This window comes from Microbacterium yannicii PS01 (assembly GCF_000304335.1).
GTDB lineage: Bacteria > Actinomycetota > Actinomycetes > Actinomycetales > Microbacteriaceae > Microbacterium > Microbacterium yannicii_A.
Map to the genome: position 1 here is coordinate 57,944 of NZ_CAJF01000009.1, position 20,384 is coordinate 78,327.

At 64.4% G+C, this 20,384-nt stretch carries 22 protein-coding genes; 11 read left to right on the forward strand and 11 right to left on the reverse strand.

The features are described from left to right. Nucleotides 1-184 precede the first annotated feature (184 nt). Nucleotides 185-526, forward strand: a complete 342-nt coding sequence (locus tag WYM_RS07025; protein ID WP_019180121.1) for a hypothetical protein — start codon at nt 185-187, stop codon at nt 524-526. Here WYM_RS07025 and WYM_RS19595 read toward each other — a convergent pair. From WYM_RS19595 to WYM_RS07050, 4 genes are all read right to left on the reverse strand, one after another. After that, on the reverse strand, nt 523-1,098 hold the full coding sequence (locus tag WYM_RS19595) for a recombinase family protein (protein ID WP_019180122.1): 576 nt from the start codon (nt 1,096-1,098) through the stop codon (nt 523-525). The genes WYM_RS07025 and WYM_RS19595 overlap by 4 nt on opposite strands. Beyond that, a complete protein-coding gene (locus WYM_RS07035) occupies nt 1,095-2,102 on the reverse strand; it encodes a zeta toxin family protein (protein WP_019180123.1) in 1,008 nt (335 codons plus the stop codon). Before WYM_RS07035 ends, WYM_RS19595 begins: the two co-directional genes overlap by 4 nt. Further along, nucleotides 2,099-2,356 (reverse strand): hypothetical protein, encoded by a 258-nt coding sequence (locus WYM_RS07040; RefSeq protein WP_157524956.1) that lies wholly within the window; start codon nt 2,354-2,356, stop codon nt 2,099-2,101. Before WYM_RS07040 ends, WYM_RS07035 begins: the two co-directional genes overlap by 4 nt. 223 nt (nt 2,357-2,579) lie before the next feature. After that, a complete protein-coding gene (locus WYM_RS07050; protein WP_019180126.1) occupies nt 2,580-2,840 on the reverse strand; it encodes a hypothetical protein in 261 nt (86 codons plus the stop codon). Nucleotides 2,841-2,916: 76 nt separating this feature from the next. Between WYM_RS07050 and WYM_RS07055 the strand changes: the two genes are divergently transcribed. Next, on the forward strand, nt 2,917-3,225 hold the full coding sequence (locus WYM_RS07055; protein ID WP_019180127.1) for a hypothetical protein: 309 nt from the start codon (nt 2,917-2,919) through the stop codon (nt 3,223-3,225). A 281-nt stretch (nt 3,226-3,506) separates the two neighbouring features. Here WYM_RS07055 and WYM_RS19600 read toward each other — a convergent pair whose 3' ends face one another. Together WYM_RS19600 and WYM_RS07065 are read right to left on the reverse strand one after the other, a co-directional pair. Further along, nucleotides 3,507-3,758, reverse strand: coding sequence for a DUF2188 domain-containing protein (locus WYM_RS19600; protein ID WP_019180128.1), 252 nt, complete (start codon nt 3,756-3,758; stop codon nt 3,507-3,509). A gap of 293 nt (nt 3,759-4,051) precedes the next feature. Beyond that, nucleotides 4,052-4,780: an SDR family NAD(P)-dependent oxidoreductase gene (locus WYM_RS07065; protein WP_019180129.1), complete on the reverse strand. Its 729-nt coding sequence runs from the start codon at nt 4,778-4,780 to the stop codon at nt 4,052-4,054. Between the two features lie 72 nt (nt 4,781-4,852). Between WYM_RS07065 and WYM_RS19605 the strand changes: the two genes are divergently transcribed. Continuing rightward, nucleotides 4,853-5,443, forward strand: coding sequence for a nuclear transport factor 2 family protein (locus WYM_RS19605; RefSeq protein ID WP_019180130.1), 591 nt, complete (start codon nt 4,853-4,855; stop codon nt 5,441-5,443). Further along, entirely contained in the window at nt 5,440-5,991 is a 552-nt protein-coding gene (locus WYM_RS19610) for a VOC family protein (RefSeq protein ID WP_019180131.1), read from the forward strand. Before WYM_RS19605 ends, WYM_RS19610 begins: the two co-directional genes overlap by 4 nt. 32 nt (nt 5,992-6,023) lie before the next feature. On the opposite strand, the gene WYM_RS07080 is transcribed toward WYM_RS19610, so the two are convergent. Further along, complete coding sequence (locus tag WYM_RS07080; RefSeq protein WP_019180132.1) at nt 6,024-7,058, reverse strand: ketopantoate reductase family protein; 1,035 nt, start codon at nt 7,056-7,058, stop codon at nt 6,024-6,026. A 102-nt stretch (nt 7,059-7,160) separates the two neighbouring features. Between WYM_RS07080 and WYM_RS07085 the strand changes: the two genes are divergently transcribed. From WYM_RS07085 to WYM_RS07095, 3 genes are read left to right on the forward strand one after another with little or no spacing between them, the layout of a single operon-like run. Further along, nucleotides 7,161-8,096 (forward strand): NAD(P)-dependent oxidoreductase, encoded by a 936-nt coding sequence (locus tag WYM_RS07085; RefSeq protein WP_026059629.1) that lies wholly within the window; start codon nt 7,161-7,163, stop codon nt 8,094-8,096. Next, the gene (locus WYM_RS21420) at nt 8,093-9,223 is read left to right on the forward strand and encodes a zinc-dependent alcohol dehydrogenase (protein ID WP_083866165.1); all 1,131 of its coding nucleotides are present in this window, start codon (nt 8,093-8,095) and stop codon (nt 9,221-9,223) included. Before WYM_RS07085 ends, WYM_RS21420 begins: the two co-directional genes overlap by 4 nt. 29 nt (nt 9,224-9,252) lie before the next feature. Then, nucleotides 9,253-10,509: a M24 family metallopeptidase gene (locus WYM_RS07095; RefSeq protein ID WP_040569143.1), complete on the forward strand. Its 1,257-nt coding sequence runs from the start codon at nt 9,253-9,255 to the stop codon at nt 10,507-10,509. A gap of 58 nt (nt 10,510-10,567) precedes the next feature. Here WYM_RS07095 and WYM_RS07100 read toward each other — a convergent pair whose 3' ends face one another. From WYM_RS07100 to WYM_RS07115, 4 genes are read right to left on the reverse strand one after another with little or no spacing between them, the layout of a single operon-like run. Next, nucleotides 10,568-11,428, reverse strand: coding sequence for an NAD(P)-dependent oxidoreductase (locus WYM_RS07100; RefSeq protein WP_019180136.1), 861 nt, complete (start codon nt 11,426-11,428; stop codon nt 10,568-10,570). Between the two features lie 3 nt (nt 11,429-11,431). Further along, nucleotides 11,432-12,793: an aldehyde dehydrogenase family protein gene (locus WYM_RS07105; RefSeq protein WP_019180137.1), complete on the reverse strand. Its 1,362-nt coding sequence runs from the start codon at nt 12,791-12,793 to the stop codon at nt 11,432-11,434. Nucleotides 12,794-12,798: 5 nt separating this feature from the next. Continuing rightward, nucleotides 12,799-13,542 (reverse strand): GntR family transcriptional regulator, encoded by a 744-nt coding sequence (locus tag WYM_RS07110; RefSeq protein WP_237739341.1) that lies wholly within the window; start codon nt 13,540-13,542, stop codon nt 12,799-12,801. A 2-nt stretch (nt 13,543-13,544) separates the two neighbouring features. Beyond that, nucleotides 13,545-14,069: a VOC family protein gene (locus WYM_RS07115; protein ID WP_026059633.1), complete on the reverse strand. Its 525-nt coding sequence runs from the start codon at nt 14,067-14,069 to the stop codon at nt 13,545-13,547. Nucleotides 14,070-14,255: 186 nt separating this feature from the next. Here WYM_RS07115 and WYM_RS07120 point away from each other — a divergent pair, with 186 nt between their 5' ends. The 4 genes from WYM_RS07120 to WYM_RS07135 all read left to right on the forward strand — a co-directional run bounded on the left by WYM_RS07120 (nt 14,256) and on the right by WYM_RS07135 (nt 20,349). Then, nucleotides 14,256-16,442, forward strand: coding sequence for a thiamine pyrophosphate-dependent enzyme (locus WYM_RS07120; protein ID WP_019180140.1), 2,187 nt, complete (start codon nt 14,256-14,258; stop codon nt 16,440-16,442). Next, nucleotides 16,442-17,797, forward strand: a complete 1,356-nt coding sequence (locus WYM_RS07125) for a 2-oxo acid dehydrogenase subunit E2 (protein WP_019180141.1) — start codon at nt 16,442-16,444, stop codon at nt 17,795-17,797. The genes WYM_RS07120 and WYM_RS07125 overlap by 1 nt, the downstream gene beginning before the upstream one ends. A 22-nt stretch (nt 17,798-17,819) precedes the next feature. Next, entirely contained in the window at nt 17,820-18,854 is a 1,035-nt protein-coding gene (locus WYM_RS07130; RefSeq protein WP_026059634.1) for a ketopantoate reductase family protein, read from the forward strand. Nucleotides 18,855-18,918: 64 nt separating this feature from the next. Next, nucleotides 18,919-20,349 carry an amidohydrolase family protein gene (locus WYM_RS07135; protein ID WP_019180143.1) on the forward strand — a complete coding sequence of 477 codons (1,431 nt, stop codon included), beginning with the start codon at nt 18,919-18,921 and terminating at the stop codon, nt 20,347-20,349. Nucleotides 20,350-20,384 lie beyond the last annotated feature (35 nt).

Consider the following 20,384-nt stretch of genomic DNA (forward strand, 5'->3'; position numbering starts at 1 on the left):
CCTGGCCGGTCATCGTAGCTCCCGCCGGGTGCTCCGTGCCGGGCTTTCGACGGCATATCCTCGCCCCTCCGCTAGCGCTCCGGGGTTCCGGTATTCCACGACCCGGCACTACCCACCCTCCAGTCGCACACGACGCCACTTGCCAGGAAAGGCCCCACCAAAGTCAAGAAACGAGGGAACCGACATGAACACGACAACGGCGTCCATCGAACGTCACCGGGCGAGCACCGCGGCGAGCATCGTCGCGTGGGATCCGCTCGAGGAGACCGTGGACCGGCTCGCGGACATCATCGACGCCCGATTGGCCAGTCACGACGACCAACTGGTGTGCAGCATGCAATACCCGGAAGCGGAAGCCCTCGCGGAAGTCCTCGACGCCGGCAGGCACACCCGCACCGCGGCACGCCTAATGCACCGGTGGGCGCTCACCGAACCCGACTGGGAGACCGACCGCGCCCACGAGGCTGTCGTCCGAGGCTGGCTCGACATCGACAACCACCCGCACCTGACCGGTCTCGAACCCTAACCCGCCGGATCCCGGGGTCGGGGGACGGGTGCGAGCGCACGCTGCACCGAGTTCGCGCTCACCCCCAGCACCCGCGCGATATGCGCGATCGGCCGATTCAGGTTGCGCAGCTCGATCGCCATCGCAATCCTCTCCGGCGTCATCACCGTCGGCCGCCCCGGACGCTTCCCCGACGCCGCCGCCGACTCCATCCCGGCCCGCGTCCGCACACTCACCAGCCGGCGCCGCAGCGCCTCCAACGTGGCCATCACCTCTGCGGGATCGACCGGGTTGCCTGTGCACAGCGCCGGCTCCGACAGTGACCGAAACCCCACGCCCCGCTCGGCAAGACTGGTGATTGTGGCCGTGAAGTGGGTTACCGCATGCGACAGATGCGACGCGCTAGGCACCAGCAGGACGTCCCCCGCCCCCAGGACCGCTAGACACTCCGCCAATCCGGGGCGTTTGCGCGGGTCCGCGGCCGCGTCGTCGGTGAAGACACGCTCGGCGCCCGCGTCGGTCAACGCGGTCACATCGGCGGCCAGATTCGTGTCGGTGGCGATGGCGCGCGTGTACCCGACGAGGCGGGTCATCGAGACACGCCCCCACGCTCCGGCCCACCCGGCACCAAAACGGGCGCCGCGGCGTCGACCGGGCTCGCCAGCGGGACCGTCTTCCGCAGCGCGACCAGGGAGGCGACGGTCTTCTGCTCCATCGCCGTAGCAAACCTGCCGCCCGCTGGCACATGCAGTTGCGGGATTACTTCCCGCAGCGAAGTCTCATGCAGATCCACCAACAGCTCCGCCACACCGTTCGGCAGCTGGCGGCGGGTGGCGGCGAAGTCGGTGAGGTGGTGCAGCTCGCTCAGCCACTGTGTCGCATCGAATCGACCCATCGGAGCCGATTGCGCCTCCGCCAACGCCCTACCCGCACCCACGAATCCCGACGCCCCCGCTTGGTCTCCGTCGAAGAGCACCTGACCGTCACGACCGACCACGGTGAGCCGGTCGACCCATAGTCCATCTTCCACCGACGCCATCAGGTTCCGAGTCGCCGCGAACGCCTCATCATGCGCCTGACGGCTGATCAGCCCGCCGGCACGGCCCGCCTGCACATCGCGGAGGTACTTCGACGTGACCGACAGGAGGCTCTCCGCCCGCCGCGACCCGACTACAACAAGCCGCGTGGTGAAGCCCGCTTCGGCGAACCGCCGCGCCGTCCCGGCGGCAGCCGCCCCATTGCCGAACGTCCCCTCCAACACCAACGAACGATGCTGTTCCCGTGCATACCGGATCGAAGCGCTCACCCACCCGGACACCGCCCGCGCGAGCGCCGCCTCCGCCTCCGGATCGATGTTCGTGGATGTGCTCACAAACCCCGGATAGAACGCCCGCAATTCCTCGCCGTTGAGCAACGCCGTTCCATCGCCCGACTCACGCGCCAGGGCCGATGAGATACGCGCGCGGCCCGCACCGGGCTGACCGGCGACCAGGGTGAACGTCGGGGTCGCACCCTGTCCGGTATCCGGAAAGTACAGCGGCAGGATGTCGCGACGAAGAATCTGGTCATGGGCGGCGACATCAACGTCTGCCGTCACGACGCGCGACCCTCGAGCTTCCGAATCCGCTCGTCGAGACGCGCAGCAAGTGTGTTCACAGCGGCTCGGTCAAACGGATCAACGGCGAGGACCTCCCGGCGCAACTGTCTAAGTTCATCGCGCGCGGCAGCCGCGTCCGGCCCGCCGTCTCGGGCGGCGGTTTGCAGGAGGGCGAATGCTGTTACCGCCGTGTCGCGCATCCGGTCGTAGGCGACCACATCGTTGACTCGCCATGGCGAGGTCGCTCCGGGCATCGACCCTCCTCATCACCGCCATCGTATCGACCACCCAAAAAGGATGCGCGCTGTTTCGCCGATTGCTCCAGGCGTGCAGCAGGATGGTGGTGACCCTCGCCAGCCGCACGGCAAGGATGAGGAAGCGCTAAGCGGACCACGCATGCGCGCTGCCCACGACATCGGTGTCCTCGACCTCGAAACCGAGGTGGAGCTCACGCGGCCAGTCGGCCCTGGGAAGCTGTTAGGTGTAGGAGTGGTGGACGTGCCAGTCGTCTTCGTCGCGGTACACGTCGAACACGGCGACGTCACCACTGTCGCTGGTGGCCTGGAACCGCCAGCCATACAGGCCTGACCCGTGCTGCAGCGGTGCCGTCCAGATGGACTCCCGCAACCGGGTCGGAGTGTCGGTGACCCGCCACCGCTTCCCGGCGTTGAACATTCGCGCCGGGATGTCGTTGCTCGTCCAGAGTGTCGTCTCGCGTTCGAGCTCCGTTGCCGCCATGACATACGAGAATAGAACATAGATTCGATAAACGGTAGAGTGCTGGGGTGGCCGGAGGAAGGATGGAGCCGGCGGAGTGACCACCAACCGACGCTATGCCGAGCGGGTCGATCGGATGATGGATGCCCGGGTGCTGCAGCGCACGGCAGAGACCGGGAAGCTCGAGACGCTGACCGATCAGGAGCTGCAACTGTCGTCGACGCCGGTGACGAAAGACCCGCAGCCGAAAACGGTGAACGCCTGGGTGCGCTTCGGCGGCATCCCGGTCCAGGTGACCGCGGAGGCGTGCATGTGGACGCCACGGGCCGTAGCGATCCGATTCATGGTGGGGGAGACGCAGTACCGCTGCTGGGTGTGGGCGGGAGCCATCGACGGCCCCGCCTAGCCATCAGCTGTTGACGCGCTCCGCGTCCGTCCCACTCGCCACCGCTGAGCTCGTGGAGGTAAGCCGCGAACGCCTGCCCGTACTCGTGCAGCTGGATGTTGTGGTCGGCGCAGTAGTCCTCGAACGACAGCGGGGTGCTCATTGCGGCTGCGGTTCCTGCCCGCGGAGGAAGTGCAGCCCGCAACTCTGGCAGACAAACCCTGGGGGAGCGTCCCGAAGCACGGTGCCACACTTCGGGCACCGTGGCTGCTCCCAAAGCACCAGGATGTCGTCATCCACGCTCAGCGGTGATCCTTCGCACGGGTCTCGTTGCGGGAACCGGAGTCGGAGTCACGGAACTGCCCGTTCTCACCCTGGATCCGCACGTCACCCTTACCGCGGCCACTGTCCTCGACAATCTCCCGTGCTCGGGCGATCGCCTCCGCCTGGGTGTCGAAGTGAGCGGACGCGCGTTTCGCGTCCTCCCCGACGACATCCCACCCGCCACGGTCCTTATTCGGGACCAGGTACCGGTCCTCATCGTTGTTCGCCATGCCGCAGCCCCCGTAACCCCGTTATCGCGCAGCTTCACATGGTGAGGAGGACCTTCGTCCAGCGGCAGTGCTCGCAAGAGATGACGACAACTCCATCAGTAAGAGTGTGGCCACAGCGATGGCAGCTCATCGGTGTGTTCCTGGAGAAGGATGCTGCATCTTTCGGGCGGGCTTCAACGCCGGTGTTCACCACAAGCACCTCTTCGTACTTGCGGAACGGGTTCCATTTCATCGCTGCACGCCCCTGCACGGTCGAAAACACGTGTGAGAGCTCGCATCGTCTCTTTTGTGGCTCAACTCCAGCCTCCATCGAAGGTCAAGACCTGACCTACCAGGTGAGGAGATCTTCCCTCCATGAGGAATGAGATCAGATCGGCCAGCTCGGCAATCTCGCCCATCATCTTCCGGGGTGTCTCGTTGGCGATTTGCTCGTACTCGTCGCGCCATCCACCCCGAAACTCAGGGAAGCGCATGAAGTTCGTGGCGACGGCGTTCACCGTGATTCCAGAGGGAGCAAGTTCTCGCCCGACTGCCCGTGCGAGCGCGTTCTCACTCGCGCGAGCTGCCGCGTAAATAGCGTGGCCCTCTGTGGGGCGTTCGCCGTGGGCACTCGTTCCCACGACTATCTGACCTGTTGTCATGGATGCCGCAATCGCCTGCAGCGAGTGGAAACACACGTCGATGTGCAGCCGCATGCGATTGTGATCATCGTCGGTCGCTTCTAGGAACGGACCGTCGACAAAGTCCGCCGACCGCACGAAGGCCGCATCGATCCGACCAAACGATTCAATGCATTCCCGCACCATCGCGTCCGATCCGGCACGCGTCGCCATCCGTGGCTGGTCGAGCTCAGCCGATGCGAAGACGACCGCAGGTGATGGTTCTCCAAAACTGTCGCGTTCCTCAAGGGTCACGCCCTGCAGGAACACACGAAAACCGCCGGCCAGAAGCTTCGAGGTCAGATCAGGCCCCACGAAACGACGCGCATCCATGACGAGCGCGACAGGTTGCGAGTCTGACATGCGGTCCCCATTCCAGAAAACGTTAATCTATACTGTACATGGGTCCGCTCGGACGATGTAGATGGGAAATGCATGAACGACGAACGTGGCCAAGCGCGATCTTCGACGCTTGAGGATCTCATCGATAAGCAGGACATCCAAGAGGTGATCCTCCGGTACGTGCACGGCGTCGACCGGCTCGACTGGGAGCTCGTGCGTGATTGCTACTGGCCCGATGCCGTAGATGACCACGGGGCATTTCGTGGCGACCCCGAGGGCTTCATTGAATGGGGTCGATGCCTTAAGGCATCCACCGTCTCCACCACTCACCAGGTGAGCCCGTCTTTGATTGTTCTCGACGGCGACCACGCCCAGGTCGAGACGTACTGTCTCGCTTTTCACCGCCAGGAGATCGACAGAGGGGCGCGAGATGCCGTGATGGGTGTCCGGTACGCCGATCGGTTCGAACGCCGGGGCGGGCAGTGGCGCATTCTTGAGCGGACCGCCATTTGGGATTGGCTTCGGGTTGACGACGTCGCCGTCCCCGCCGACGAAGAGTGGTCCTTCGGTCCGGACCATGTCCGGGGGTCCCGCGGAGTTCACGACATGATCCACGCGCTCGCCATAAAGCTCCATGCCCACGCACCTTCCGCCGTTCTCGCCTCTGAGACTGGAGATGTATGACCACCGCACTGGTTGTCAATCACGTCGGCATCTCGGTGCCAGACATAGTCGCCGCAATCGACTGGTACGAGAAACTCTTCGGCTTCCGGTGCATCATGGGCCCGCGGGTCATGAGGCCAAGCTCAGAGGCAACGGCGGAGACCCGGCAGATACTCGGCGACCGGTTCCGGGAGGCATGGCAGGCGCATCTTCTCACTGCAAACGGAGTCGGACTGGAGTTGTTCCAATTCATCGACCCCGTGGTCGAGCCGGGCACTGTCGACATCGAGTACTGGCGACAGGGGCTGTGGCATTTGTGTTTGACAGATCCTGACGTCGCCGGAGCGGTCGCACGCATCGTCGAGGCTGGAGGTACCCAGGCGTCCCCGGTCACGCTGTTCGTTCCCGGCAAACCGTACACCCTGGTGTACTGCCGGGATCCATGGGGAACGACTCTCGAGATCATGTCGCACTCGTATACGGAAGTGTTTGCCTCCTGGCCCCAGCCGGGCATGGAACTAGAGACAGAATGGGCGACAGCCGACGCCGTCGGGCGGCCAGCGAAGTGACGCGGTCTCGATCATGGCGGCCGAAACCACACTTAAGAGTGAACGGCCAGGAGTAGCCTCACGTTGTCGGGATGCGGGTCGAGCTCGCCGGCGTCAATGCGACGGGCAATCGCTGCGGTGCGCTCGTTGGCGTCAGTACGGACTCCTACCCGCGCGGCTTCGCGTGCAACGTAGCCGTTGAGTTCATCGGCCTCCCCGCGGCGTCGCTTCTGCCAATCCTGCAGCACCGTGGTCTTAGTGTGCGGGAGCGACCATTTCGTGTAGACGGCATCAAGTGTCTGCTCAACGAAGAGCTCAGGTTGCTCGGGATCGACATCCGTGAGCCCGAAGATCGGGACGATGCGGTGACCGGTGGCCAGCGCTGTACGCACCGCCTCCTTGCCGGTCGTAAGCATGAAGTCATGCATGCCAGGTACCTTCGCGGCGTCAAGGAGGGGAAGATCGAGGATCGCCGACGTCACTAGCTCCGCGGCGTTGACGGTGAGCTTCATCCACTTTGCCGATCGAATATCGGTGACAGTCTCGGCCGTGCCGGCGTGGCTCAGCACCTCGGTCACCTCGCTCTCTCGCCCGACGGTCGCCGCGGTGAGGCTGCCGATCGCGAACCACGTCCCGCTCGCTGGAGTGTGACGCTCCACAACACCGGGGGTGAACATCGCGGCCGCGATCTCAATCACGGCACCGAGCGTACGGTGCGGGCCAATGATCTCCGACATCGCGTCGACCGTCATACCGTTCTGCAGCCCGACCACGAGGGCGCCCTCGGCGAGGTAGGGCTTAATGAGTTCGCTCACCCAGCGCGTGTCGTACGCCTTCACCACGATGAACACGAGGTCGAACCTCTGCCCGCGCAGTTCCGCTACCTCGCAGAAATTGAGGATGCTGCCCGCCTGCGTCACCACGGTTTCACTGGGCGTCTGCACCACGATGCCGTCAGCACGCATAGCGGCGACATTGTCGGGCCACTGCTCGATAAGGGTGACATCTTGTCCCGCTCGGAGAAGGTCGGCGGCGATCCCCGCGCCGTTGGCTCCCGTGCCAACCACGGCGATTCTGACGTCAGTCATGTCTCGACTCCTTTGATGGACGACTGTGCACAAGAACAGTACCAATGAATAGCCGACGTACATATATGCTGAACATGCGCATCGCACCAAAGGAGTCGACGTATGCCGCACACAACCGATCGAGACCGACCATCCGTGGCGTGGGTCGGTGCGGGCCGGATGGGCACCGCGATGGCCTCGCGGCTGCTCGCCGCCGACGTGCGCGTCGCGGTGTGGAACCGCACTGCCGGAAGGCTCGACGCGCTGCGCGAGCGTGGCGCGACAGTGCTGCCAGCCTTAACGGATGCCGTGCACTCGGATGTGGTCTGGTCAATGGTGATCGACGATACCGCCTTGATGGCTCTGGCCGATAAGAGGAGTGGCCTGTTTTCTGGCGAAAGCGGCGGAGGTACGACGCGGGTCTGGGTAGACAGTTCGACGGTGTCACCGAGCGCTGCAATAGTCGCGGCGGAAACAGCACGAAGCGCCGGCGTCGCGTACGTTTCAGCGCCGATCAGTGGCAATCCCGGTGTCGTGGAGCGCGGCGACGCGGTTTTCGCCACCTCGGGCGACGCGGCCGGCATCGACCTCGTGGAGCCCCTCGCGCGCCTCATCGGCCGCGACGTGCACCGCATGGGTGAGGGAACCACCGCCAACGTTGCGAAGCTGTCAGTCAACGCGCTTCTGTGCACGACGATGCAAACGCTAGCCGAAGTCGCCGTCCTGGCTGACAAGGCAGGATTATCGCGCGCCGCGCTTATGGACTTCATCAACGACAGCGCTGTCGGGTCCCTGTTCACCCGATATAAGACGGCTGCCGTCGTCGGCCTTGATCTCGGCGTCACGCTCTCCGCGGAAGGCCAGCGGAAAGACTTGACGCTCGTCCTGGACACTGCGGTTACGGAGCGCGTCCCAATGCCCGTGGTCGCCGAGACCGAACGTGCCTTCGCACGTCTCGTTCAAAGCGGCTTGGCCGACGGGCTCGACTATGCCGCACTCATCTTGCTCGCCGCGCGCGACGCGGACCACACGCTCACACCGGAGGAGATCCGCTCATGACCGCCAGCACCGTACTGCCCGATACCATGCGGGCGGCCGTCTACCACGGCCAGCACGACATCCGCTTCGAAGAACTTCCAGTGCCCCATCCCGCGGCTGGGGAACTACTCCTGGCAGTGGGGACGGCCGGCGTCTGCGGATCCGACGTCGCCGAATGGGCATACGGTCCGCACCAGCACGCGTTTGATGCGCCGCATCCCGCAACTGGCTGGATCGGCCCGATCACACCCGGACACGAATTTTCGGGCACCGTCGTTGCCGTCGGCGAGGGTGTAGACGCCGAGACCTGGCTTGGCACGACGGTCGCCTCCTGCGGTTCAGTCGCATGCGGCGCGTGCGACCCGTGCCTGCGCGGCCAGTCCAATCAGTGCGCGCATTACAACGGCGTTGGCCTTCATCGTCCTGGGGCTCTTGCCGAGTTCGTGACAACACCCATCGAAAACTGTCTGCGGGTTAACGAACTGGGTTTGTCGCTCGACGAAGCGGCCCTGTGCCAGCCGATGTCGATCGCCGTGCACACCACGTCGCGCGCGGGCGGAGTGGACGGGCAAACCGTCGTCGTGCAGGGCGTCGGTGGCATCGGAGCGTTCCTCGTCTACGCCCTGGTCGAAAGTGGCGCCGATGTCGTGGCCACCGATCGCGACGCCGAGCGGCTCCAGATTGCCCGGGAGCTCGGCGCCCGCGCGACGGTGCACGTCTCCGGCAGCGCCGACGATCTCGTGATGATCCGCGAGGCGGTCGGAGAAAACGAGCTGCGCGTAATCTTCGAAGTCAGCGGGTCGCGTCCCGGAATCGAGTCGGCGCTGGCACTTGCTCCACGAGGGTGCCGCATCGTGCTGGTCGGCATCCAGAAGGCGCCAGTATCAATTGACCTTGCGTCGATCACGCTCGAAGAGCGTCAACTCATCGGCACCAACGCGCTGGTGCGGGAGATCGACTTCCCGCGCGCGGTAGAACTAATCGCGCGTCGGCGCGGTCGCTGGGCTGTGCTCGCCCCGCGTGTACTGCCCCTTGACCAGGTCGTTGAGGGTGCGCTCCGCCCGATGAGCGAGGGGCGGGCGCCGGCCATCAAGACCCTTATCGACCCTCGCGGTACCGACGTGCGGCCAATCGCCTCGCTCGCGTAAGTACACGGACCCACTCGGAAGGAACACTGATGAACTCTTCGCTCCCCGCACGTCCGATTCCAGCTCCGGGTCACTCAGCCGTCGATTACGAGCATCGAGTGGATTTCGACCGTCTGCGCGCGTACCGATTGTCGCGAGCTGTCGAAGCCCTCGAGAACGGCGAATGCGGTGCGTTCCTACTTTTCGACCAGTACAACATTCGCTACGTCACGCAGACCTGGATTGGCGGGGCCCTTCCCGACAAGATGATCCGCTATGCACTGCTCATGCGCGGACGACCGCCTATCCTGTGGGATTTCGGTTCGGCCGTGCGCCACCACCAGCTGAACTCGGACTGGATGCCTGACGAGAACCACCGTCCGGGATTTCTCGGCTTCCGAGGAGCGGTGTCACCGGAGCCGACCGGTCTCATGAGCACGGCGATCGCCGAAATCGCCTCGCTTCTGCGCGCGGAAGGATTAGAGGATGCTCCCGTCGGCGTCGACATAGTCGAGCCACCCTTCCTCTTCGAGATGCAACGGCAGGGTTTGCGCGTCGCCGACGCGCAGCAGTCGATGCTCGACGCCCGCGTGATCAAGTCGCACGACGAGATCGTTCTCTTGAATCAAGCCGCGGCGATGGTCGACGGCGTCTACCAGGACATCGCCGAGGCGCTCAAGCCTGGCGTACGTGAGAATGAGATCGTCGCGCTGGCGAACAAACGGCTGTACGAGTTGGGATCGGATCAGGTCGAGGCGGTCAACGCGATCTCTGGCGAACGGTGCAACCCGCATCCGCACAACTTCACCGACCGCATCATCCGCCCGGGCGACCAAGCATTCTTCGACGTCATTCACTCCTACAACGGCTATCGCACCTGCTACTACCGCACATTCGGGGTCGGGAGCGCTACGACGAGTCAGCGCGACGCTTACAAGCGGGCGCGCGAGTGGATGGACCGTGCGATCGACGCGATCGGTGTGGGTGTGGGTACCGATCAGGTGGCGTCGGTGCTGCCGACGGCGGCCGACATCGGCTTTGAAAGCGAGCTGGCGGCGTTCGGTCTACAGTTCGCTCACGGTCTGGGGCTAGGCCTGCACGAACGCCCGATCATCTCTCGGCTGAACTCCATGAGCGATCCCGTGGAACTGCGGGCCGGCATGGTATTCGCCATGGAAACCTACTGCCCAGCGACCGATGGCGTTTCCGCCGCCCGCATCGAGGAGGAGCTCGTCGTGACCGACCGCGGTGTCGAAGTGCTGACAAAGTTTCCTGCCCAGGAACTGTTCGTCGCGAACGAGTACTGAACGACGGAAAGGCCCGGCGAGCTCCTCGTGAACTCGACGAGCCTTTCCATCTAGGGTGTCAGCCGCGTCGCACGATCTCGGCGATTGCCGCCCAGTCGCTCTCGGCGAGCTGCGGGTCGGCCAATGCGGCTTCGAACATGTGGCGGAGTGCGGGTGCCGTCGGCAATGCGGCATCCACCTCCCTTGCGGCACGTTCTGCAAGACCGAGATCTTTGAATCCCAACCGCATTCCGAACAGCGGCGGGTAGTCGCGCCGCGCAATCGAGTCGCCGTAGCCCGAGTAAACGACACCGCCGAAAAGCGTGCTTGTAAGCAGATCGACGAACTCGGCACCCTCAATGCCGTGTCGTTCGACGAGATTGACCGACTCGCCCAGTGCCTGTAACGCGTGGATGATGTTGTAGTTGACCGCGATTTTGGCGACGTTGGCCGTGCGGGGCCGCGTCCCGAACCGCCAGATCTGTGCGCCCATGAGCTCGAGGTACGGTGAGACCTCCTCGACCACCTCATCGTCGCCGGCCGCGAGGATATTCAGTTTGCCGGCGGCCGCGACCTGCGGTCGGCCGATGACAGGAGCGGCGACGTAAGCGACGTCGGCGGCGGCGTGTAGAGCGGCGAGTCGGTCCGCGGCTTCGGGGCTTACCGACGCCATGTTGACATGGCGACCGCCGGCGGCTGTCGCCACCGTGTCGGGTGACAGGATCTGCTCGGCGACCTCATCATTGGCCAACATCGAGAAGCTCGTTCCAGTCGCCAGGGCGTCGCGGGGCTCGTCGGCTGCGATCGCTCCGTCCGCCACGAGCGCGTCGACCGCCGGGCGAGATCTGTTCCAGACGACGACTTCATGGCCGCCGTCGATGAGTCGCCGCGCCATGGCGGCTCCCATCGTGCCGAGCCCCAGGAACCCGATACGCGCCATCGCTCAGCCCTTCCAGACGGATTTGAGATTGCAGAACTCGCGGATGCCCTCTGCCGACAGCTCCCGACCGATCCCGGAGTCCTTCACGCCGCCGAAGGGGAGTTCGGGGTAGGAGATCGACATGCCGTTTATGAATACAGCGCCGGCTTCAAGCCCGGCGACGAAGAACGCCTCGTCGTCGGGGTCTTCAGTCCAAACCGCCGAGCTCAGGCCGAACGTGGTGTCGTTGGCGATGCGCAGCGCTTCCTCGCGGTCCGCAACACGGAAAACCGTCGCGAGCGGGCCGAACGCCTCTTCAGCGTATAGACGCATCGCGGGGGTGACGTTCGTCACGACTGTCGGCGGGAAGAACCAGCCAGGGCCGTTCGTCGGGACTCCACCCACGGTGATGCCGGCGCCGTGTGAACGGGCATCGTCGACGAGCTCAATCAGGTCCTCACGACCGGATGCGGTGGCGAGCGGCCCCACGTCGGTGTCGGCGTCCATCGGGTCGCCCACCACTAGTGCCGCCATCGCCTCGCTAAACTTTGCGACGAATTCGTCATAGACGGCAGCGTCGACCAGGAACCGCTTGGCGTTGATGCAGGCCTGACCGTTGTTGGTCACGCGTGCGATGACGGCCGTGGACACCGCGCGGTCGAGGTTGGCGCTGGAGGTGACGATGAAAGGGTCCGAGCCGCCAAGCTCGAGGACCGTGTGCTTAACCTCAGAACCGGCGATGGCGGCAAGTGAGCGTCCTGCGGGTTCGGAACCGGTGAGGGTGGCAGCGACGATGCGAGGGTCTCGCACGACGCCCTCCACGCGGGCAGCGGGTATGAGCAAAGTTCGGAACGCTCCGGCGGGGAACCCCCCGCGCTCGAAGAGCGTGTCGAGATACAACGCCGATTGCGGCACATTCGAAGCGTGCTTGAGGAGCCCGGCGTTGCCGGCCATGAGAGCTGGTGCTGCAAAGCGAATGACCTGCCAGATCGGATAGTTCCACGGCATCACTGCGAGAACTACGCCGATCGGCTCCCAGCGGGTCCATGCGGACGAAGCCCCGACTGCAGACGGATCGTCCAGCATCGACTCCGTAAGGAAGCGCTCGGCGTTATCTGCGTAGAAGCGCATCGCCTTGGCCGACTTGGCGATCTCGGCGCGCGCCTGGACGAGCGTCTTGCCCATCTCGAGCGTGAGCATCGGCGCAGCGGTGTCGATTTCGGCGTCGAGCAAATCGGCTGCTGCGCGCATCCATCCCGCTCGCGTTGCGAAGTCGGTGGAGCGCATTGCGAGGAAGGCTGCTCTGGCCTGCTCGATGCGCTCGTTGACCTCTCCTTCGTCGTGGGCGGCGTATTCGCGCACGAGTTCGCCGGTGGTGGGATTCACCGTTGCTATTGCCATGGAGTGCCTTTCGCGAGGTGTTCAGCGGATGGGGTGTGGAAGAGGTCGCCACTTCGGGCGAGCTGTCGACGCGTGCGTCGGATATGTCCGGCCAGCACGCGCTCCGCATCCTCGAAGTCGCCGTCGCGCAGCGACGCGATCATGAGATGGTGCTCCTCATTGGCGATGCGGCGAAGCTCGGGTCCCCATGACGCGACGTAGGCGCGGCGGTATGGGCCGGTGCTGTTCCAAAGTTTGGTGATCACGCCACCCAACTGTGTCGTCGTTGCGCCGGAGTAAGTCGCCTGATGGAACTCGCGATCAAGCGAGAGAAAGGCGTCTGTGTCTGCGCCGACCTCGTTGATGCGCCGCGCGAGCCGCGACAGTTCGTCGAAGTCGACGCTGGTGAGCTGAGGTGCGCTGTAGCGCAGAAGCAGGGGTTCGAGACGCTCGCGCATCTGATAGATCTCTTCGCATTCGGCGAGAGTAAGCCGCGATACCCAAGCACCTGCGTTGGCGACGACGGTGACAAGTCCTTCGAATTCAAGGGCACGCAGAGCCTCTCGAACGGGCACGCGACTCACTCCGAATTGCGCCGCTAGTTCCTCCTGGCGGATCCGCGCACCCGGAGGGAAGGATCCCGCGAGGATGTGGTCGCGGACGTAGTCGGCGATTCGCGCCCCGGCGTCGCCGTCACGGGTCGCTCTTGCCCTTGGCAGTGCGACCAGGTGGGAGCCGTCTTCTCGATCAGGCACTGTCACTCCTCGGGTCGGGCCGGATGCCACAGCAGCATCTCGGCGTCTTGCTCGTAGGCCTTGCCTTCAGGGAAGCTCACCAGCTCGAACTGCATCCCCCAAGGCGAGCGGAAATATATCCAGCGCTGGCCGCGGCTGGCGTTCTCACTTGTCGTCGGCTCACCCATCGTTTCGATGCCTTCGGATCGGAGGTACTTCACGGCGAGGTCCAGATCGTCGACATATAGCGCGAGGTGATGTCCGCCGATGTCGCTGTTGACGGGTTGGGCTGCCTGGCCGTCGGCTGCTTCGTATTCGAAGACTTCGAAATTCGATCCGTTGCCGCAGCGGTAGAAGTGCAGGCGGCGCATCACAGTGCGTGGGTGCACCCCAAGGTGCACGCGCATCCACTCGTCTTCATGCGCAAACGGGCCGAGGGAGTAAACGCGCGTGCAGCCGAGCACGCGCACGAAGAAGTCATCCGCAGCGTCAAGATCGGGAACCGTGAACCCGATGTGATCGGTGCCACGCACTCCGGGTAGAGCCATGTCCCGCTCCTCCTGCCACGTCGATGTGAGTTCACGCGAATGCGAGATTACAGCAATTGTAGCCAAATCAAGACTGATTGAGCAGCGGGAGCGGCGAGATGCGGGCTTCGAATGACGGATTGGACGCAATCGGGTATCATTCAGTAATACTGAACGCCTAGTGCGCGCTCGATCAACGGAGATGACATGCCACGCCATAAGAGACTCGACAGCGGTGTCCCCTGGGTGCAGTTGAGCACGACTGCCGCCGACTGGAAGGCCGCCGACCCTCAACTGCTGGGCACGATGCTCGCTCAGTTGCACCTCATCAGGGCTTTCGAAGAGACGGTTCTCGAACTTGCGGGCGAGGGACTGGTGCACGGCCCGGCGCACTCGAGCATCGGGCAGGAGGGCGGCGCCGTTGGATCCATCGTGGGCCTGCGCTCCAGCGATGCCGTGAACGGCTCGCATCGCGGCCACCATCAATTTCTGGCCAAAGCACTGACTCACGTGGCCGGCGGCCGCCTCGACCCTCTCGCGCCGCTATCCGATGATGTCCTAACCGTGCTGCGGCGCACGCTCGCAGAGATCCTCGGCCTCGCCCAGGGATACTGCCGCGGTAGGGGAGGCTCGATGCACCTGCAGTGGTTCGAAGCGGGCGCCCTCGGAACGAACGCGATTGTCGGGGGAGGCGCACCGATGGCGACGGGCAACGCCTGGGCGCAGAAACATTCGGGTACGTCCGACCTAACGATCAACTATTTCGGTGACGGCGCTAGCCAAATCGGGTCAGTTCTCGAATCGATGAACTTGGCGGCGACGTGGCAACTGCCCGTGGCCTTCTTCATTGAGAACAACCGATACGCCGTCGCCACAAAGGTGGAGGAGATCAGCGCAGACACCCGACTGTCGGTGCGGGGCCAAGGCTTCGGCATTCCCGGTTGGCGCGTAGACGGCATGGATCCCCTCGCGGTTCACCTCGCGATGAACGAGGCGGCCGAGCGGATGCGTGCGGGCGAAGGCCCCGCTGTGATCGAAGCGGAGGTGTATCGCTTCTTCCACCAGAACGGCCCGTACCCCGGCAGCGCGTTCGGCTATCGGCCGAAGACCGAGGAAGTGGAGTGGCGTGCCCGCGATCCGCTCGACCGCGTCGCCGGCGAGATGGCGAAGCTATCGCTCATCGGCGAGGCTGACGTGGCGTCTGTGCGCGCTCAAGCCAAAGAGGCGATGGCCCAGATTGCGCGCGAATTGGTGGAGGCGGATCCCGCTCGCGAGGGACGCCGCCGGATTCGCCCGGTTTTGTGGCCCGACCCGGGATTCGTCGACGTCGGCATTCGGGGCGACGCCACCGAGCTCGCTGCCGAGCGGGTCGCGGACCCTCTGGAGCACGACGGCGACTGGCGTGAGATCAAGTTTGTCGATGCCGTCGCCGAAGTGATGGGTCGTCGAATGAGCGTCGACGAGCGCATCGTCGTAATGGGGGAGGACGTGCACCGGCTGGGTGGTGGCACAAACGGTGCCACGAAAGGCTTGCTTCCTCGATTCGAAGGGCGGGTGCTCGGCACACCGATTAGCGAAAATGCGTTCGTCGGACTCGGCGGCGGCCTTGCACTCGATGGCCGATTTCGGCCCGTTGTTGAATTCATGTATCCCGACTTCATGTGGGTGGCGGCTGACCAGGTGTTCAACCAGATCGGTAAGGCTCGGCATATGTTCGGCGGTGACAACCCGGTGCCGCTCGTCCTCCGCACGAAGGTGGCCATGGGCTCTGGCTACGGCTCTCAACACCTGATGGACCCCGCCGGCTTGTTCGCCACGAGCCCAGGGTGGCGCATCGTGGCGCCCTCCAGCGCGGCCGACTACGTGGGACTTATGAACGCCGCGCTCGCGCTTCAAGATCCTGTACTCGTGATTGAGCACGTTGACCTCTATGGGCAGGCCGACCGCATACCTGAGGGCGACGGTGACTACGTTCTCCCACCCGGAAAGGCAGCACTTCGGCGCGAAGGAGACGAGCTGACGATCATTACTTACCTGTCGATGGTGGGGCACACGCTGGAGGCTCTTGCCGAAACCAACATCGACGCGGATCTGATCGACCTGCGCTGGCTCGATCGTGCCTCGCTCGACTGGGAGACGATCGAGGCGAGTGTGAAGAAGACCAACAATGTCTTGATCGTGGAGCAGGGAGCGCAGGGCACGTCGTACGGGGCATGGCTGGCCGACGAGATCCAGCGTCGCTTGTTCGACTGGCTCGATCAGCCCATCGAGCGCGTCACTGGCAGCGAAGCGAGCCCAAGCATCTCGAAGGTTTTGGAGCGTGCGGCGATCGCTCGCACTGAAGAAGTGCGCGACGGACTCGAACGCGTGCGCCGCGGCTGGGGGGGACGCTGATGCCCACCCTGATCCGCATGCCGGAGGTCGCGACCGGGACAGGTGAGGCCGCAATCCAGTCATGGCTGGTCGAGGTCGGTGCCGAGGTGGTGGTGGGACAGACGCTCGCCGAAATCGAGACGGAGAAGGCCGTCGTCGAGTACGAGGCGGAGGCATCGGGCACTCTGGCTGCCCTGTTGATCGCCGAAGGCGACGCGGCCTCAGTCGGAACACCGATCGCCCTGCTCGCCGACGCCGGCGAGTCGATCGAGGCAGCGGTCGCCGCTTCCGGCGGAAATGCCCCGGCACCCGACCTTAGCGAGGAGGCATCGGACTCTCCGGCGGCCGGTGCATCTCGCGTCGCGCTACCCGAGCCCGAGGCGCCCACGCCGGCAGCGGTCGACCTGAAGACGGAATTGGTAGCGACGCCGCCTCAGCCGGCAGGCCCGGAACCCTCGAAGGATCGTATCTTCGCGAGCCCGCTTGTGCGCAAGCTAGCCCGCGAGCGCGGGCTCGATCTGCAAACACTCAGCGGTTCGGGGCCGCGTGGCCGCATCGTGCGACGAGACCTTGAAGCAGCTGCTGCCGCGCCGGCCACTGCCGCGCCGGTCACTGCCGCGCCGGCCACTGCCGCGCCGGTCACTGCCGCGCCGGTCACTGCCGCGCCGGTCACTGCCGAGCCGGCACCGAGCGGCGCCGGCTATGTCGATCATCCGCATACCGGCATGCGCCGCGCAATCGCGCGTCGGCTTGTAGAGAGTGTTACGACAATTCCGCACTTCACCTTGTCGGCGGACTGCCGCGTCGACGCGCTGGCCCAACTGCGCGCCGAACTGAACGCCCGCGAAGGGGTGAGGGTGTCGGTGAACGACCTCGTGGTCAAGGCGGTCGCCGGAGCCTTAGTCGAAGTACCGGAGGCGAACGCGATCTGGACCGATACGGCGACGCGACGCTTCGACTCGGTAGATCTCGCTGTAGCAGTGTCGGTTCCGGATGGATTGCTCACACCCGTCTTGCGCGGCGTCGATCGCATGTCGATCGGTGAGGTGAGTCGTACCGTGCGTCGCCTCGCCGAGAGCGCCCGCGACGGACAACTTCGTCAGCAAGAGCTCGAAGGCGGATCGTTCTCGGTGTCGAATCTCGGCATGTACGGCACCCGCTCGTTCTCGGCCATCATTAACCCGCCGCACTCGGGCATTCTCGCCGTCGGTGCGGCCCGCGCGGTTCCGATCGCGGTGGAAGGTCAGGTGGAGATCGCTTCAGTGATGACGGTGACGCTTTCAGCCGATCACCGCGTGCTGGACGGCGCACTAGCCGCTCAATGGCTCGCGGCGTTTGTGCGACGCCTGGAAGATCCGATCAGCATCTTGCTGTGACAAGGCATCGAAAGGCGGGCTGATGATGTCCAGTCGGATTGCTGTGGTGGGAACGGGAGCGAACGGCGCGTCCATCGGTGCGGACCTGGTCCGGGCGGGACTCGACGTTACGTTCATCGAGCAATGGCCGGCACACGTCGACGCAATGCGCGCGAACGGGCTCGCGGTGCACCTGCCCAATCGCGTTGAGGTGACCGAGGTGAACGCGAACCACTTGTGCGAGGTGGCGGAACTGCAAACACGGTTCGACATTGTGTTCACTTCAGTCAAGAGCTACGACACCCGCTGGGCGTGCGAACTGATCAAGCCGGTCATCGGGCCGGACTCAGTCGTGGTAGGACTTCAGAACGGCATGACCGTTGACCCCGTTTCCGAAATCCTCGGGGTCGAGCGAACGATCGGCGCTGTTCTCGGGATCGCCGCGAATTTGCCGGAGCCGGGGATCGTCGTGCGCCAGGTAGATCGCGCCGACACGTGGTTCTCGGTCGGTGCGCTCTCCGAGCGCACCGACCGAGTGGAGGAAGTGGCCGCGGCGCTCGCACATGCCGGGGTGACAGAGATCAGTGACGACATCCGGGCGTCGAAATGGATGAAACTTATCGCCAACATCCCCGAGATGCTGCCGTCGGCGATCCTTGGGATGCCGTTGCTGTCAGCGGAGCGTCTCCCCGGCGTGCGCGAGGTGATGGACGCCGCGGCGCGGGAGGCGTATGCGGTAGCTCGCGCTTTGGGCATCACCATGCGTCCAATTTTCGGTAAGACCGCCGCCGACGTGCCCGACTCCGACCAGTACGCCCTCGACCTACTCGACGCCGTGCTCGCCGATTATTCGCTGCCGGACACGCGAGTAGCCGTGCTGCAGGACTGGGAAAAGGGCCGCCGCGCAGAGCTCGACGCATTCAATGGATATGTCGTCGGACGCGGACGAGAACTCGGCGTCCCCGTGGAGGTCAACCGCGCCATCCTCGAAATCGCGGAACGTATTGAGTCACGCGAACTGCGCCCTGGCGCAGAGAACGTCGATCTTCTCACCGGATGTGGAGAATCGCTGCACTGATGTGCACAATAGGTGAACGGTGCACGTGAACGTGTACTCCTACTGAACTCAAGGACGAGGTCTCATGCGTACGCTGATCCAGAACGCCGCCGTCGTGACAATGGATCCCTCACTGGGCGACTTTTCACGAGCCGATATCCTGATCGAGGGCCCCCGCATAGTGGAGGTGCGACCCAGTATCGACGCGGTCGACGCGGACGTCATCGACGCGAGCGCGATGATAGCGATGCCTGGCATGGTCGATACCCACCGGCACACCTGGCAGACCGCCCTTCGAGGCATTCTCGCCGACGGCAACATCCCCGACTATCTGCGCGGGTTCCGGTTACAAATGGCGGAGCTGTACCGCGCCGAAGACATGTACGCCGGCAACTACGCTGGGGGACTGGACGCGCTCAACCAAGGCGTCACCACGCTCGTGGACTACTGTCACAACATCCTCGAGCCCGACTATGGGCACGCCGCGGTCGCGGGACTGCGCGATTCGGGTGTGCGCGCGCTCTACGCCCACGGAATGGTGCCGATCACAGAGAACACGTGGAGCGATACGCGCGGCGGTAATGAAGAGGCGGGCGTATCAGCGAGTTTCGGGCGCCGGTCTCGGCTGGCGCGAGAGATCAAATCAGAGTACTTCTCCAGCGACGACCAGCTTGTTCGCTTCGGCCTCGCTCCACAGGAGTTGGCGATCGCCCCGGTCGAGGATGTCCGGCGCGAGTTTCAGCTCGCTCGGGAGCTCGGCGCTCGCATCACGTTCCACTCCAACCAGGTGCTCGTCCGCAAGCTTTTCAAAGACATCGAAAAGCTACATGCGCACGACCTCCTGGGCGAGGATCTCCTGCTGGTGCATTGCACTTTCAATACGCCTGAGGAATGGGAGCTGCTGCGTGGCACCGGGGCAACGATCTCAGTCTGCGCCGAAACTGAAATGCAGATGGGCATGGGTTTTCCCATTATCCGCGAGGCAACGGAGTTTACTCCTGGGCCCAGTCTCGGCATCGATTGCACAAGCAGCACTGGTGCCGACATGATCTCGCATGCTCGGTTAGTGCTGCAGTACACCCGTTGGCGAGAGGACGCACCGGAGTACGCCGAGATGCGCCAACCGACTCAGATGCGGTGGAAGACTCGCGATGCCCTGGAATGGCTGACCGTCAACGGAGCACGCGCGGCTGGCGTCGACGGCGTTGTCGGCTCTCTCACTCCGGGCAAGCGCGCTGACATCGTGCTGCTTGATATGAGTGGTATCAGCCAGGCGGGCTGGAACCGTCGCGAGCCCGCCGGCGCGATCATCGCCCAGGCGAACTCGGGCAACGTCGACACTGTGCTCGTCGATGGCAACATCGTCAAACGTCACGGGCGTCTCGTACACGTCGACGAACGCGCTGCTCTCGCTGTGCTCGATGAATCACACGGTTATCTTTACGACGCCATGGACGCCAACGGCGGCTTCATTCCCCAACCCCCCGTCGAGCTTCCGCTTTTCGATCGAGGCTGAAGTTCAGTCACAGTGTTGAGATAGTCAGCTACTCG

What these genes read in the sequence shown, in the direction of transcription:
- WYM_RS07025 (WP_019180121.1), top strand. Translation starts at nt 185, where the DNA reads ATGAACACGACAACGGCGTCCATCGAACGTCACCGGGCGAGCACCGCG.
- WYM_RS19595 (WP_019180122.1), bottom strand. Translation starts at nt 1,098, where the DNA reads ATGACCCGCCTCGTCGGGTACACGCGCGCCATCGCCACCGACACGAAT.
- WYM_RS07040 (WP_157524956.1), bottom strand. Translation starts at nt 2,356, where the DNA reads ATGCCCGGAGCGACCTCGCCATGGCGAGTCAACGATGTGGTCGCCTAC.
- WYM_RS07050 (WP_019180126.1), bottom strand. Translation starts at nt 2,840, where the DNA reads ATGGCGGCAACGGAGCTCGAACGCGAGACGACACTCTGGACGAGCAAC.
- WYM_RS19600 (WP_019180128.1), bottom strand. Translation starts at nt 3,758, where the DNA reads ATGGCGAACAACGATGAGGACCGGTACCTGGTCCCGAATAAGGACCGT.
- WYM_RS07065 (WP_019180129.1), bottom strand. Translation starts at nt 4,780, where the DNA reads ATGTCAGACTCGCAACCTGTCGCGCTCGTCATGGATGCGCGTCGTTTC.
- WYM_RS19605 (WP_019180130.1), top strand. Translation starts at nt 4,853, where the DNA reads ATGAACGACGAACGTGGCCAAGCGCGATCTTCGACGCTTGAGGATCTC.
- WYM_RS19610 (WP_019180131.1), top strand. Translation starts at nt 5,440, where the DNA reads ATGACCACCGCACTGGTTGTCAATCACGTCGGCATCTCGGTGCCAGAC.
- WYM_RS07080 (WP_019180132.1), bottom strand. Translation starts at nt 7,058, where the DNA reads ATGACTGACGTCAGAATCGCCGTGGTTGGCACGGGAGCCAACGGCGCG.
- WYM_RS07085 (WP_026059629.1), top strand. Translation starts at nt 7,161, where the DNA reads ATGCCGCACACAACCGATCGAGACCGACCATCCGTGGCGTGGGTCGGT.
- WYM_RS21420 (WP_083866165.1), top strand. Translation starts at nt 8,093, where the DNA reads ATGACCGCCAGCACCGTACTGCCCGATACCATGCGGGCGGCCGTCTAC.
- WYM_RS07095 (WP_040569143.1), top strand. Translation starts at nt 9,253, where the DNA reads ATGAACTCTTCGCTCCCCGCACGTCCGATTCCAGCTCCGGGTCACTCA.
- WYM_RS07100 (WP_019180136.1), bottom strand. Translation starts at nt 11,428, where the DNA reads ATGGCGCGTATCGGGTTCCTGGGGCTCGGCACGATGGGAGCCGCCATG.
- WYM_RS07115 (WP_026059633.1), bottom strand. Translation starts at nt 14,069, where the DNA reads ATGGCTCTACCCGGAGTGCGTGGCACCGATCACATCGGGTTCACGGTT.
- WYM_RS07120 (WP_019180140.1), top strand. Translation starts at nt 14,256, where the DNA reads ATGCCACGCCATAAGAGACTCGACAGCGGTGTCCCCTGGGTGCAGTTG.
- WYM_RS07125 (WP_019180141.1), top strand. Translation starts at nt 16,442, where the DNA reads ATGCCCACCCTGATCCGCATGCCGGAGGTCGCGACCGGGACAGGTGAG.
- WYM_RS07130 (WP_026059634.1), top strand. Translation starts at nt 17,820, where the DNA reads ATGATGTCCAGTCGGATTGCTGTGGTGGGAACGGGAGCGAACGGCGCG.
- WYM_RS07135 (WP_019180143.1), top strand. Translation starts at nt 18,919, where the DNA reads ATGCGTACGCTGATCCAGAACGCCGCCGTCGTGACAATGGATCCCTCA.